Here is a 13289-nt window from a genome sequence, read left to right as displayed (position 1 = left end):
TCATACAGTGGCAGTAGTAGCATGGACTGCCTGGAGAACGGGGGTTTTATTGTGTTGATTAACGGAGTATTTGAAGGTGGCGGCGTAAAGGGAATTTCACTTGCTGGCGCCGTAAAGGGTGCAGAGGATCACGGTGTTGAGTTCAATCGCGTAGCGGGCACGTCATCGGGTTCCATCGTAGCTGCTTTGTTGGCGGCTGGCTATTCGGCGGAAGAGATGAAAGGCATTATCGAGAATACACCGTTTGCTTCGTTGCTGCGACGTTCTCCCATTTTTGATACGAAGTGGATCGGGCCCGCCGCAAGGCTGTTTTTGAAGAAAGGACTATATTCTGGTGAAGCGCTGGAATGCTGGATTCGGGATATGCTGAAAAAAAAGGGGGTTAGGACGTTTGCTGATCTGCCTCCAGGTAAATTGCTAATCATTGCATCCGACATTTCCAATGGCACCATTTTGGTGCTTCCAGACGATATCAAACGATTCGGGATTGATCCTTCGAAACTGGAAGTAGCCAAGGCCGTACGCATGAGCTGCAGTATTCCCTATTTCTTCGACCCGGTTGCCATTCGCAGATCCCCGATTCTATCCAAAGGTTTACGTTTTGCGGACCAGTTTGTTTACATCGTGGATGGCGCATTACTGAGCAATTTTCCGCTCTGGCTGTTTGATGGAGAGCGTACAGAACGTGGAGGAGACATCATCCCTGTAGTCGGTTTTAAGATGGTTGGCAAAACCGAAGGAGAGCCAGCCAGAATCAGAGGGCCTCTAAGTATGCTTCAGGCATTGGTTGAAACGATGCTTACTGCTCATGATGAGCGATATATCGAACAGGTTAATCGATTCCGTACTGTAAAAATTCCTACCCTTGGAATTAAACCGACTGAATTTCACCTTTCTGTACAAGACAGTACAGCTTTATATCAATCTGGTGTTACCGCTGGTACTGAATTTTTCAGTGGGTGGAATACCAAGATATATGGTGAACAGCTGGACAAACAGAGACGAGAGCTTAGAAAGAAACAGACGGACATACCACCGCTGACTCCTGTATAAAAATGAAAAAGCAATTCTCCGCATGTTTGGAGAATTGCTTTTCTGTGTGTTTCGTCTGTATTAGCGTTTTAATGATACTTGGGAACGTCTTCATCACTTTTACCCTTTTGTCCCTGAATGACTTGGAAAGGATAATCCTTGCGTTTTTTGGAAGCACCGCTACTTTTTCGGGCACCAGACTGTGCGTTAACTTTAGCCATGGTTTTAGCCGAGGGTTTAATCTTTGGTGATGATGTCTTGCGTGCCCAACGGCGGGGCGGATATTTATAGAGCAGGAACACAACTCCGAACACGACGAGGGGGATGATAATTTGGGATATACCTCCACTTCCCAGCCTAGCCAAGATTCCAATAGCAGCGAGTGCGATGAACGTCCAAAATATGATTGCCTGCTTCTTCATATCATTCACCCTTTCACAGGATCAAGTGTTGCAACAGGAACTTCCGACGTGGCCGAAACGTTTGCGAGTTTGGCATCCAATTCACGCATACGGTTAAACGAAGCGATGGATACTTCTACCTGTTCATTCGTTGGCTCTTTGGTTGTCAGCAATTGCAGCCACAGCCCTGGATATCCGAGATAACGAAGTACAGGGATGTCACGTACCGAGTTGGTCATCTTCAACAATTCGAATGAAATACCGAGTACTACTGGCAACAACAGCAACCGCTGTCCCATACGTTCCCAAAGGTTATCGTATGTGAAGAGCGAGTACAAAAATATGCCGATAATGACAGTTAACATAATAAAACTGCTTCCGCAACGATAATGCAGACGGCTATACTTCTGCACATTCTCTGGTGTAAGCTCTTCTCCGGCTTCATGAGCACTAATGACTTTATGTTCAGCACCATGGTATTGGAACAGACGTTTAATCATTGGTGTCTGAGAAATCAGCCACAGATAGGCAAGCAACAGAATCAGCTTAATTCCGCCTTCCAGTAAATTATGCAAAAACTGATTGTCGAATGCATTTTTAAATAGAAAATTTTCAATGACAACCGGCAACAATGTAAGCACAATTTTACCAAAGAGGAACGAAAGGATAGCTACTGCAGTAACGCCGATAATCATGCTAAGGCTCCAACCTGAGCCTTCTTTTTCTTTTTGCTTTGCTTTTTCTTCAGGTTCCAGTTCATCATCAGCATATGCGTCAGCAGAATAATTGAGATGTTTGCTTCCTTTGACGCTCGAATCTATAATGCTGACAATCCCGCGCAGTAGTGGAATCCGCCGCAATTTCATGACCCAGGACTTGTCTTGCTTGGGAACTTCCAGATACGTAATTTCGCCGTCTTTTCTTCGCACAGCTGTAACGTTGACATGTTTACCGCCAAACATTACGCCCTCAATGACAGCTTGCCCCCCGTAGCTGACAGGCTTGGATTGTTGAGGCAAATTATTCACCTTCCTATTCTGTTCTAGGCCTTCATGGTCGAAGGCAGTTTTATAACCCTATTGTATCGAATTTTGAGAGCAATTTCTAGTTTACGAGTCGATACAGGGTCGATGTTGTTAACTTTGTCCTGATTTGTACATACTACCCGGTAGAGTTAGGACGAAAATGGAGATTTATTCACAGTTTTGCAAACTGAACGTGAAGGAGAATATCGATGACAGAGCACACGAGCGAACAAACATCCCATAAGGAAAATCAGCGTGCTGACAAAGGAGAGCAAAAGGACCGGGGTAGACGTCCTACCCAGCGTCAAGGGCAGGCACATTATTTCACCAAGCCCTTCCCTTTTGCAGTGGAGCTAGGTTTTTTCGCAGGTTTTATCTGGGGAGGTTTGCATTGGTTATTCTATCTGCTTCATTTTACGACTGTGCCACTGGGATTTTTGGCTGAACCGTTTTTCAAGCACAATTTTATCTATACTGCAGCAGGGCATTTGACTGGGTGGCTGTTTTTTATTGTCTTTTCCGTTCTCACCTCCCTGATTTACACGTTCACTTTGAAAAAATGGAAAGGGCCGCTTCCAGGCATGGGTTACGGAATTTTTTGGTGGCTCATTATCTTTGTTCTGGTAGGTCCCAAACTGGATATGGTGAAGCCCTTAAACCGGTTAACCTGGGATTCAATCATTACAGAATTTTGTTTCTTTTTGTTATGGGGACTGTTTATTGGCTACACCGTAGCCATGGAGTTCACGGATGAACGAAAACGTGAGCCAGAGCAAGCGGGAGCATAGCCGCAAAAAAGCTTCTCAATCCGGCAATGGCTGTGTTAAAATAGCAGATGGTTATTTGCAGAAAGGGTGGAGCAGCTATGAAACGGATTGTTGTAATCAATGGCCCGAACCTGAACATGCTCGGAGTACGTGAACCCGGCATCTATGGAACGCTTAGTCTGAAGGATATTGAGGACAAAATTCGCAGACAGGCGGAGGAGCTGGGCGTCTCCATCGCTTTTTATCAATCCAATCACGAAGGGGACATCATTGATCGAATTCATGCAGCGATGGGCGATGCAGACGGAATCATGCTGAATGCCGGAGCGCTGACCCATTACAGCTATGCTGTGCGTGATGCCATCAATGCCGTAAAAGTTCCTACAGTAGAAGTACATCTATCCAACATTCATGCACGCGAAGCATTCAGACATCATTCAGTAATTGCTGCAGAAACAATCGGGCAAATTGCCGGATTTGGCGAAGTAAGCTATGAACTGGGGCTGCTGGCTCTCGTGCGTCATCTGGACAAACAAACCTGAGCCGGGGACCCGGGAATGTGAGAGAAAGAAGGGTTACCGATGGAAAACAAACGAGTAAATAAGTTGCGTGAGGCCATGCATGAACATGAACTCACGGCTATGCTGATTACAAATCCGATTAACCGTCGTTATATGACGGGTTTTACAGGTTCAGCAGGATATGTACTGATTACGGAACAGGAAGCTTATCTGCTTACCGATTTCCGTTACATGACACAGGCGCCGCAACAAGCCAAAGGATTTACCGTTGTGGAACATGGACCAAAACCGTTGGAATCCGTACGCGAATTGCTTACATCTGCGAATATCAAACAGGTTGGCTTTGAGCAGGATCATGTCACTTATGGCACGCATACTGCTTATGCCCAAGCGCTTCAGTCCATTGAATTGAAAGCTGTATCCGGTATAGTGGAGCAACTTCGCATGTTCAAGGACGAAGATGAGATCGCTGTAATGCAAAGAGCTGCGGATCTGGCAGATGCAACATTCAGTCACGTTTTGCAATTCGCAAAACCGGGTATGACTGAACGTGAAGTGGATTTGGAGATGGAGTTTTTCATGCGCAAACATGGAGCAACCTCCTCTTCATTCGACACCATTGTGGCTTCGGGTGAACGTTCTGCTATGCCTCACGGTGTAGCAAGTGGCAAAGTCATCGGACAAAATGAGTTAATTACATTTGACTTTGGTGCGCTTTTGGATGGATACTGTTCAGATCTGACACGTACCATCGCAACGGGCACACCTGTACCTGAACTGCGTAAAATTTACGATATCGTACTGGAAGCCCAGTTACATACGCTGGCGAACCTGAAACCGGGCATGACCGGACGGGAAGCAGATGCATTGGCACGTAATATCATTGCAGGGCACGGATACGGAGAGCAATTCGGACACAGCACGGGCCACGGTCTGGGTATGGAAGTCCATGAGGCTCCTCGTTTGTCCAAGCTTAGCGACGATGTATTGAAACCGGGCATGGTGGTAACCGTTGAACCGGGTATCTACATTGACGGCCTTGGCGGCGTGCGTATCGAGGATGACGTGGTGATTACCGAGACAGGTATTCACATTTTGACGAATTCGGACAAGAAGTTCACCGTTATTGGCTAAATTACAGCCAACGGTGATATAAGACGATTTTTAATTTATGCTTTTGAATGAAGTAAACATGGAATTACACAATAACGGAGAGGGCAGAAAAAACCTGTAGAAGCGAAGCGCTCGCCTTTATCCCCGGATTTCTCCCTATTAGGATAGGGATTAAAAGAAATCTGGGGATAACAGCGATCGGAAGGTTGTTCTGCCATCGTAGTGGTCTGTGTAATATGACGGTTTGACTTGTTCAAACTTAAATTAACCCATCGTCTTATATCACCTACTTTTCAACCATATCAGGAGGGATTTTTTGTGATTTCAGTAAACGATTTTAAAACAGGCTTGACCGTACAAGTAGACAACGACATCTATACCGTACTTGATTTCCAACATGTTAAACCAGGTAAAGGCGCTGCCTTCGTACGTTCCAAACTGAAAAACTTGCGCAATGGTAACACCGTTGAGAAAACATTCCGTGCAGGTGAAACCATTGGTCGTGCCATCATCGAAAACCGTGGCGTATCCTACTTGTATGCAAGTGGTACAGAGCACACGTTCATGGACAACGAAACATATGATCAATTCACACTCACAAGTGACCAACTGGAGTGGGAATTGAACTTCCTCAAAGAAAACATGAACGTAAAAATCGTTAGCTACCAAGGTGAAATCCTCGGAATTGACTTGCCTACAAGTGTAGAGTTGAAAGTTATCGAGACAGAGCCAAGCGTAAAAGGTAACACAGCACAGGGCGCTACTAAAAACGCTAAAGTTGAAACAGGCTTGAATGTACAAGTGCCATTGTTCATCAACGAAGGCGATGTTCTGCTGATCGATACTCGTGAAGGTAAATACTCTTCCCGCGCGTAACGTTCACATGGTGTAAGCTAAATAAAGCGTTAATTCAACCCTTTGCCGTTTCTCTGGCAAAGGGTTTTTTCGAAAAAAGATTAGCCTATCAGACGCTTTCGTAATATACTGGGTTAAAGTCATTTTTCGGAGAGAATAATGACGATGGACATCAATTATGCATACTGCACAAGGTAGGGAGTGGATTTGCGTTGTCATTGTACGTCATGAAATTTGGGGGCAGCTCGGTCGGAGATACAGAGCGCATGAAGCGTGTAGCCGGACGTGTTGTAGAAAAAGCGGATGAAGGACATCAGTGTGTAGTCGTGGTTTCGGCCATGGGGGATACCACGGATGATTTGATTGATCAGGCGAAACAGCTGAACAGTGAACTGCCTGCACGTGAGATGGATATGCTTTTGACTACGGGAGAACAGATCTCGATTTCATTGTTATCTATGGCGATTCAGGCGCTGGGACGCAAAGCCATTTCATTTACAGGCTGGCAAGCGGGATTCCGAACAGAGTCGGTACACGGCAAAGCACGGATTAACGATATTCATCCGGAACGGGTGAACCAGGCGTTGGCAGAAGGCAACATTGTAATCGTTGCAGGCTTCCAGGGAATGACGGAAGACGGCGAGATTACGACGCTAGGCCGCGGCGGATCGGATACAACAGCAGTAGCTTTGGCTGCAGCCATCAAGGCTGACGCTTGTGAGATTTACACGGATGTAGACGGTATCTATTCCACCGATCCGCGTATCGTGAAGGTTGCACGCAAGCTTAAGGAAATTTCGTACGACGAGATGCTGGAACTGGCCAACCTGGGAGCAGCGGTATTGCATCCGCGTGCAGTTGAATACGCGAAGCATTCCGGTGTACCTTTGATTGTAAGATCCAGCTTTAACCATAATGAAGGAACGGTTGTGAAGGAGGAAGCAACAATGGAACAAGGTGTGGTAGTTAGTGGAATTGCCTATGACAAAAATGTGGCTCGCATCAGTATTCTGGGTGTACCAGACGTACCAGGAGTTCTTGCTGAAGTATTTGGTGCCCTTGCATCAGAACAGCTGGATGTCGACATTATCGTTCAGAGCGGTGTGATGGACGGTAAAGCAGACTTCTCGTTCTCTGTTGCGCTATCTGACCGGGAGAACGCACTGCGTGTCATTGAAGCTCTTCATAGCCGCCTGCCTTACCGTGAAGTTACTTCTGAAGAAAACCTGGTTAAAGTCTCGATCGTTGGTGCAGGCATGGTTAGCCATCCTGGTGTTGCTGCGAAGATGTTCAAAGTCATCTCGGGCGAAGGCGTTAGCATTAAGATGGTCAGCACTTCCGAAATCAAGGTATCTTGTGTAATTGATGGAGAGAAGCTTCATGACGTAATCAAGGCGCTGCATACAGCGTATGATTTGGATACAGCTGAGCAAGCCGTAATTGGCGGACCGCAAGTTCGTAGATAAAAAGAGAAAATGGCAAAGAAATACCAAAGGTGTACTGTGTATTCCCATTCGGGATCGCAGTACACCTTTTTAGATTGTTCACAGTGACTTAAACAGCGGTTCCTTACGCGTTCCTCTGAATGGTTGCATTCGGTTCCCTTCACCCATCTCTGGAACGCAGTCCAGCAAGTTCAATTGGGTACAATACGTTACGTCATGCACCCTCCCTAACCTCTCCAACCTTCGGCCACCAGCGGATACTCTAATCAGATCGGGTAATTTGTCCTCGGCATGAGTAGCAGCCTGATGAAGAGCCAGCCCCAAATCGTTCAGCATAATGGGAAAAGGAGATTGTCGGTACAACTCCTCGATAATGCTGCCTGCACATAAACCATCTTCCAGCGCGAACTCATCCTGATCCCCGGCGCATAACAATAAGATATCCCTGCGCAGCTCGCACAGAACAGCCGCCACCGCTTTCACATTGAGAAATGAGCCTGCAAACACATGTCTAGCCTTGGAGGCCTTGATCAGGGCACGCGTACCATCTGTTGTAGTCAGAATAATGGTTTTCCCCGCAATATTCGGAGTCATATATTCATAGGGGGAATTGCCCACCTCGAATCCTGTAATTTTTTTATCAAAACGCTCCCCGCCACGAATGGCATCTTTCAAGTTCAATTGTTTCGCTTGAGGAACTGTTTCTACAGCAATGATGTCCGCTGCATCGTATGCCAGTGCCGTAACAATAGTACTGGTTGTTCGCAACACATCGATAACGACCACACATCGTCCTTCAATATCCATTTTTCGAACTTCATTCACATTGCCTACTACATCGACTCGCACTCCCCACAACTCCTTTCTATATTTGGGGATAGTTGGTTCTGTCCTTTTTTATCCCGGAATGTTTATCACCTGTCTGCAAGCACTATATGCACTTGGATCTAGACAGGTGCCTAGAACTGGAACAGTAGGCTGATCTATGATTTTTAACTCTCCTCCCTATTTTGAAGAAAATGATAGATTTCAGCGTCATAAATTCAATGTACACACATAAACTTGAGATATGAACAAGCACCAGGAACGCAATAAAACCGAATTCCAGGTTGGAGGGGCCTATTCATGATGGTGAACTGGAAGGATCTCTTTCCGGAACCGATTCGAACCATTCTGGGAAGAATGCCGCCCGCTTTATTAGATAAAGTGGAGGAAGTACGTATCCGTGAAGGAAGACCACTGGAAATCAATGCAGGAGACACCTATCACTTCCTCACACCCCAGGGCAGTCCGACTTCGAAGCCTGATGAAGCCTATATTCCCTTAAAAGAGGTAACACACAGGCTGCTGGATCTGATCAGCAATCATTCGCTTTATACATTGGAAGAGGAGCTGCGTAAAGGGTTCATCACCATTCCTGGCGGGCACAGAATCGGACTGGCTGGCCGGACGGTGTTAAGTGGAGGCCGGGTCGAATACCTGCGCGACATCAATGGATTTAATGTCAGGGTGGCCCGAGAGATTCACGGAGTTGCTGATCGGATTCTGCCGTATCTGCTGGACATGAAAAGTGGACAGGTCATGCACACCTTAATTCTTTCACCTCCGCAGCAAGGCAAGACCACATTACTGCGGGATTTGGCAAGACAGATTAGCAGTGGTACCAAACTTACGGGTGTCAATGAACTTGTTCAGGGCATACGTCCACGTCTAAAGGTTGGCATCGTTGATGAACGGTCTGAAATCGCTGGAAGTTATAAGGGCGTACCCGGATTTGACGTAGGACCTCGCACCGATGTCATGGACGGATGTCCAAAGGCTGAGGGCATGATGATGATGCTTCGCTCCATGTCTCCCGATGTCCTGATCGTGGACGAGATAGGCCGACCGGAAGATGCGGAGGCGGTCATGGAAGCACTCCATGCAGGCGTATCTGTCATCGCTACTGCGCATGGTCGTGATCTGGCCGAGCTTTCTTCCAGACCTGCACTGAGAACCCTGATCGTCGAGCAGATGTTCCAACGCTATGTACAGCTGCAACGGACGAGCCGGGGCATGACCTTTCGATTGGCCGATGGCAAAATGCGTGGTCTCCAGCAGGCGGAAGTGGGAGGTGAGGCCTTTGGTTAACATGCTCGGTGCTGTCATCATTCTGCTGGCCAGTACCCTCGCCGGATTCTATAAGGCAAGGCAGTATGCCTTGAGGCCAAGACAACTGCGAGAATTAATCGCCGCTCTCCAGCGGTTGATGACAGAGATTAACTACGGGCTGACCCCGTTACCTGATGCCATGGGGAAAATGGGAGCCCAGACAAAAGAGCCTGTTCGGACGCTGTTTCTCCACGCAGCCAAACAGATGGAACCACCTCATGGACACACTGCTCGTGAGAGTCTTCAGTCTGGTATAGCAGAGGCGTGGGGAAGATCAGCCATGAAGGCGGACGAGCGGGAAGTCATGCTGCAATTGAGCTTCAGCCTTGGCACCAGCGATCGTCAGGATCAGACCAAGCACATCTCGTTAGCCATTCAGCAACTTATGCATGAGGAATCCCGTGCCCAAGCCGATCAAATGAAATATGAACGAATGTGCCGCAGTCTCGGGATGCTTGTCGGAGCGTTAATCGTCATTCTGATCTTCTGAAATAGCCGGGATAGTGAGGTGCCAAGGTCATGAATTTAGAAGTGAACGCAATCTTTCAAATTGCGGGCATCGGAATCATCATTGCGATGATTCATACGGTGCTGAAACAAATGGGAAAGGAAGATATGGCTCACTGGGTGACCGTGATCGGATTTGTCGTTGTATTGTTCATGGTGGTCCGTATGCTGGACAGCCTGCTGCAAGAGATCAAATCGATATTTCTTTTTCAATGAAAACGGTCATGAAGCCGGGATGGTGGTGACCTGTGGAAATTATCCAAGTTGTAGGTCTGGCGCTCATCGCAACAGTGCTCATTCTAGTTATCAAAGAACAGAAGCCGATGTTCGCTTTTCTGATTGCGGCTGCAACCGGCATCGTGATCTTCATGCTGCTGATTGGCAAGATTGGCGCGGTAATCGAGGTGTTGAAACGGCTTGCCGAAAATTCAGGCATGGAGAGTATTTATCTGAAAACTGTACTGAAAATTATAGGCATAGCGTACATTGCTGAATTCGGAGCACAGATTGTCAGGGATGCAGGCCAGGAGAGCATTGCTTCCAAAATTGAACTTGCTGGCAAGGTGCTGATCCTTGTACTCGCGATACCGATCATCAGCATTATTATCGAAACCGTCATGAAGCTGATGCCGGTGTAGAGGGAGGCGTGCGGACTTCATATGAAAATGATGCATCATAAGCCGCAGTGGCGCCTTACCTTCGTGCTGACGCTGTGTTTTCTGTTTGCGATCATGGGACAGGTATTCGCGGGTTCTCCCTCGGGAGAGTGGATGCAGCAGCAGGCTGACCAGCTTCCCAAGGATCAGGTAGAAAAATATTGGGACCAACTAATGCAACAATACGGCGGTTTTTTCCCGGAAGGAAAAACACCTTCCTTTATGGATATGTTAATGCCCGGCAATGAAGGGTTCAGCCTGAAGTCGGTGTTTATAGCAATTGGAACCTTCATGCTGCATGAGATTTTATATAACGGCAAACTCCTGGTCACGATTGTGATGCTAAGTGTGCTGAGCATGATTCTGGAGACATTGCAGACTGCTTTCGAGAAAAATAACATTAGCAAAATCGCTTACTCCATCTGTTACATGGTCATTATTATCATCGCCATCAATAGCTTCAGTGTGGCGATTGGATACGCCAAGGATGCCATAGCCAGCATGATCAACTTTATGATGGCCATGGTGCCCCTGTTGTTTACGCTGCTGGCTTCAATGGGGAATGTCATTACCGTTTCTGTTACCCATCCGCTGATCATTTTCATGATTCATCTGGTCGGTACATTGATCCACCTGCTGGTGTTCCCGCTACTCTTTTTCTCAGCCGTATTACATCTCGTCAGTTCCTTGTCCGACAAGTACAAGCTTACACAGCTGGCAGATCTCTTACGGAACATTAGTGTGGCTCTGCTGGGTATACTGCTTACGATGTTCCTGGGCGTAATTTCGGTGCAGGGAGCATCGGGCTCCGTGGCAGATGGTGTCAGTCTGAAAGCGGCGAAGTACATCGCAGGCAACTTTGTCCCCATTGTCGGTAGAACGTTTGCGGATGCAACGGACACGGTTATCACAGCGTCACTGCTGGTGAAAAATGCAATCGGACTAACGGGTGTCATCATCATCTTGTTTCTATGTGCGTTTCCTGCACTTAAAATTCTGACGTTAGCCCTGATCTACAACATAACTGGCGCGATCATGCAACCGCTGGGGGATACGCCAATTGTAGGATGTCTGCAGGCGATAGGCAAAAGCATGCTTTACGTATTTGCGGCACTGGCAGCAGTCGGACTGATGTTTTTTCTGGCAATCACGATCCTGCTAACCGCAGGCAATCTGACCGTCATGATGAGATGAGGGATGCTCGATAGAAAGGGGCTGGAAGGATGGGGTGGCTGAGCAGCTGGCTCCGGGAATTGATCATGATCGTTCTGTTGGCGACTTTCGTGGATATGCTGTTGCCCAACCGATCCATGGAACGCTATGTCAAGCTTGTGCTGAGCCTTCTTATCCTGCTGACCCTGTTATCGCCCATAACGAAGCTTTTGAAAAGTGATCCGGTTGGCGAGCTTAAGCGAGCGATGACCGCCATGGATTCGCCATCTGATGGAAATGCAACACTTGAACAGATTTTGGCTCAGGGCAGGCGGCTGCAATCCAATGAACAGGAACAATCGCTGCAATGGACAGCCAAAGAGCTGGCTAACGTAATGAAAGGGCAAATTGAAGAAACAACGGGGGAGCGAGTGCAGTCTGTTGAGGTAAAGCTCGCCATGGATACAAGCAAGCTGGAGACGGATTTGGCCTCTTCGGTGGAACTTCCGGTGATCCAGTATGTTTTGGTGGAGATGTCAGGGGAGACAGCAGCTGGGAAAGTCAACTCCAATACAGCTCAACAGGAAGCAACGGCAACGACAAAACCGATATTCGACTCTGACCCGGAATCCCAAACCACTGAATCTCCTCCAGTTCAGGAGCCAATCGAGATTGGTCAGATTGAGGTGCCTGATGTACAGATCGAGGTGAACAGCGTTAGCAAAAGTGAAAGTAACATGGGTAACGGTAACTCTGGCGAACCCCAAAATGGACAGGTAGCAGACTCCACACCTGTGTCGGGTGAGCAGGCAGAGACAAACACTCAGCAAGGACAGACATCATCCCGATCTGAACGAGCAGTACAAATTATTACGTTGTTGACAGAGAAGTGGGATATTGATGCAAACAAAGTACAGGTGAAAGAAAAGAAGAGCGCTTCAACGCTGTAAGAAGGAGGGTATCCGATGAGGCAATGGCTCAAAAAGATGGAAAGCTGGTTCGGCGGAGGAGGAGAAGGTGGGCAACGGCGCAGTCAAACCTTTCGCTGGCTGATTATCCTTGGATTGATCGGAGTCGGAATTATGCTGTTCAACTCTTTCGTCAATGTCAAAAAGATTGATTCTGAAAATATCGGTCGTGAGCCTCCTGATCCGGCTACATCCATGGCATCCATACAGACGGATCCGACAGATCAGAATCCATTTCAGGCGATAGAGGTCGCATTTGAGGACAAGATCAAGGGTGTGCTGGAAAATATCGTAGGTGTGGGAACTGTTGATGTGATGGTTACCGTTGATTCTACAGAGGAACTTGTTGTACAGCGTAATGTGAAGGATTCGCAGCAGCTCACCGAAGAAACGGATGCAAGCGGGGGCAAGCGACATATGACGCAATATACCCGGGATGGCGAGATTATTACGTATGAAATATCAGGGGATCAGACACCGATTGTCACGAAAAAGCTCAAACCGCAGATCCGGGGCGTGCTTGTCGTTGCCAGAGGTGCAGAGAATAAGGTTGTGAAGGACCTGATTACAGATGCTGTGGAAAAAGGACTGAATGTTGCGGCCTACCGGATTTCGGTTGTTCCGCGTAAGCAGGATTAGTCCGAAACCATGAAACACAAGATTTGATGTCATAAGAATGAAGCCAATTCGAGGAGG

General features: G+C 47.4%; 16 protein-coding genes. 13 read left to right on the top strand and 3 right to left on the bottom strand.

Translation table 11 applies throughout. The features are described from left to right. Positions 1–51: 51 nt before the first annotated feature. Positions 52–1053: a patatin-like phospholipase family protein gene (locus HP548_RS23930; RefSeq protein ID WP_076291865.1), complete on the top strand. Its 1002-nt coding sequence runs from the start codon at positions 52–54 to the stop codon at positions 1051–1053. A gap of 68 nt (positions 1054–1121) precedes the next feature. On the opposite strand, the gene HP548_RS23925 is transcribed toward HP548_RS23930, so the two are convergent. Both HP548_RS23925 and HP548_RS23920 read right to left on the bottom strand, forming a co-directional pair. Continuing rightward, on the bottom strand, positions 1122–1454 hold the full coding sequence (locus HP548_RS23925) for a hypothetical protein (RefSeq protein ID WP_076291866.1): 333 nt from the start codon (positions 1452–1454) through the stop codon (positions 1122–1124). Between the two features lie 5 nt (positions 1455–1459). Continuing rightward, positions 1460–2452, bottom strand: coding sequence for a DUF1385 domain-containing protein (locus tag HP548_RS23920; RefSeq protein ID WP_063565687.1), 993 nt, complete (start codon positions 2450–2452; stop codon positions 1460–1462). Between the two features lie 215 nt (positions 2453–2667). Here HP548_RS23920 and HP548_RS23915 point away from each other — a divergent pair, with 215 nt between their 5' ends. The 5 genes from HP548_RS23915 (at position 2668) to HP548_RS23895 (ending at position 7180) form a co-directional block, all read left to right on the top strand. After that, positions 2668–3246 (top strand): YqhR family membrane protein, encoded by a 579-nt coding sequence (locus tag HP548_RS23915; RefSeq protein WP_076291867.1) that lies wholly within the window; start codon positions 2668–2670, stop codon positions 3244–3246. Positions 3247–3323: 77 nt separating this feature from the next. Continuing rightward, complete coding sequence (aroQ, locus tag HP548_RS23910) at positions 3324–3767, top strand: type II 3-dehydroquinate dehydratase (RefSeq protein WP_076291868.1); 444 nt, start codon at positions 3324–3326, stop codon at positions 3765–3767. A 39-nt stretch (positions 3768–3806) separates the two neighbouring features. Next, positions 3807–4880 carry a M24 family metallopeptidase gene (locus HP548_RS23905; protein WP_175383085.1) on the top strand — a complete coding sequence of 358 codons (1074 nt, stop codon included), beginning with the start codon at positions 3807–3809 and terminating at the stop codon, positions 4878–4880. Positions 4881–5177: 297 nt separating this feature from the next. Beyond that, positions 5178–5735 (top strand): elongation factor P, encoded by a 558-nt coding sequence (gene efp / locus HP548_RS23900; RefSeq protein ID WP_024631007.1) that lies wholly within the window; start codon positions 5178–5180, stop codon positions 5733–5735. Between the two features lie 191 nt (positions 5736–5926). Then, entirely contained in the window at positions 5927–7180 is a 1254-nt protein-coding gene (locus tag HP548_RS23895; protein WP_099858207.1) for an aspartate kinase, read from the top strand. 78 nt (positions 7181–7258) lie between these two features. Here HP548_RS23895 and HP548_RS23890 read toward each other — a convergent pair whose 3' ends face one another. Then, positions 7259–8008 (bottom strand): 2-phosphosulfolactate phosphatase, encoded by a 750-nt coding sequence (locus HP548_RS23890; protein ID WP_175383084.1) that lies wholly within the window; start codon positions 8006–8008, stop codon positions 7259–7261. A gap of 276 nt (positions 8009–8284) precedes the next feature. Between HP548_RS23890 and spoIIIAA the strand changes: the two genes are divergently transcribed. Genes spoIIIAA through spoIIIAG form a run of 7 tightly spaced genes read left to right on the top strand, consistent with a single transcriptional unit; the run spans position 8285 to position 13232 of the window. Further along, positions 8285–9289 (top strand): stage III sporulation protein AA, encoded by a 1005-nt coding sequence (gene spoIIIAA, locus HP548_RS23885; protein ID WP_076291872.1) that lies wholly within the window; start codon positions 8285–8287, stop codon positions 9287–9289. Beyond that, positions 9282–9800, top strand: coding sequence for a stage III sporulation protein SpoIIIAB (gene spoIIIAB / locus HP548_RS23880; protein WP_076291873.1), 519 nt, complete (start codon positions 9282–9284; stop codon positions 9798–9800). The genes spoIIIAA and spoIIIAB overlap by 8 nt, the downstream gene beginning before the upstream one ends. Positions 9801–9829: 29 nt before the next feature. Further along, the gene (gene spoIIIAC, locus HP548_RS23875; RefSeq protein ID WP_017687585.1) at positions 9830–10033 is read left to right on the top strand and encodes a stage III sporulation protein AC; all 204 of its coding nucleotides are present in this window, start codon (positions 9830–9832) and stop codon (positions 10031–10033) included. Between the two features lie 32 nt (positions 10034–10065). After that, positions 10066–10455, top strand: coding sequence for a stage III sporulation protein AD (spoIIIAD, locus tag HP548_RS23870; protein WP_017687586.1), 390 nt, complete (start codon positions 10066–10068; stop codon positions 10453–10455). Between the two features lie 21 nt (positions 10456–10476). Beyond that, entirely contained in the window at positions 10477–11667 is a 1191-nt protein-coding gene (gene spoIIIAE / locus HP548_RS23865) for a stage III sporulation protein AE (RefSeq protein ID WP_076291874.1), read from the top strand. Between the two features lie 29 nt (positions 11668–11696). Then, positions 11697–12575, top strand: coding sequence for a stage III sporulation protein AF (gene spoIIIAF, locus HP548_RS23860; RefSeq protein ID WP_099858206.1), 879 nt, complete (start codon positions 11697–11699; stop codon positions 12573–12575). A 15-nt stretch (positions 12576–12590) separates the two neighbouring features. Beyond that, positions 12591–13232: a stage III sporulation protein AG gene (gene spoIIIAG, locus HP548_RS23855; protein ID WP_175383083.1), complete on the top strand. Its 642-nt coding sequence runs from the start codon at positions 12591–12593 to the stop codon at positions 13230–13232. The last annotated feature ends 57 nt before the right edge of the window (positions 13233–13289 follow it).

Source organism: Paenibacillus taichungensis (assembly GCF_013359905.1).
Taxonomy (GTDB): domain Bacteria; phylum Bacillota; class Bacilli; order Paenibacillales; family Paenibacillaceae; genus Paenibacillus; species Paenibacillus taichungensis.
The sequence above is the reverse complement of the archived record's forward strand: the minus strand, read 5'-3'. Positions and strand labels throughout refer to the sequence as shown.

Excerpts from the sequence above, each read along its gene's own strand:
- aroQ (WP_076291868.1), top strand. The coding sequence starts at position 3,324 with ATGAAACGGATTGTTGTAATCAATGGCCCGAACCTGAACATGCTCGGA.
- spoIIIAA (WP_076291872.1), top strand. The coding sequence starts at position 8,285 with ATGATGGTGAACTGGAAGGATCTCTTTCCGGAACCGATTCGAACCATT.
- spoIIIAG (WP_175383083.1), top strand. The coding sequence starts at position 12,591 with ATGAGGCAATGGCTCAAAAAGATGGAAAGCTGGTTCGGCGGAGGAGGA.
- HP548_RS23905 (WP_175383085.1), top strand. The coding sequence starts at position 3,807 with ATGGAAAACAAACGAGTAAATAAGTTGCGTGAGGCCATGCATGAACAT.
- spoIIIAE (WP_076291874.1), top strand. The coding sequence starts at position 10,477 with ATGAAAATGATGCATCATAAGCCGCAGTGGCGCCTTACCTTCGTGCTG.
- spoIIIAC (WP_017687585.1), top strand. The coding sequence starts at position 9,830 with ATGAATTTAGAAGTGAACGCAATCTTTCAAATTGCGGGCATCGGAATC.
- spoIIIAF (WP_099858206.1), top strand. The coding sequence starts at position 11,697 with ATGGGGTGGCTGAGCAGCTGGCTCCGGGAATTGATCATGATCGTTCTG.
- HP548_RS23915 (WP_076291867.1), top strand. The coding sequence starts at position 2,668 with ATGACAGAGCACACGAGCGAACAAACATCCCATAAGGAAAATCAGCGT.
- HP548_RS23925 (WP_076291866.1), bottom strand. The coding sequence starts at position 1,454 with ATGAAGAAGCAGGCAATCATATTTTGGACGTTCATCGCACTCGCTGCT.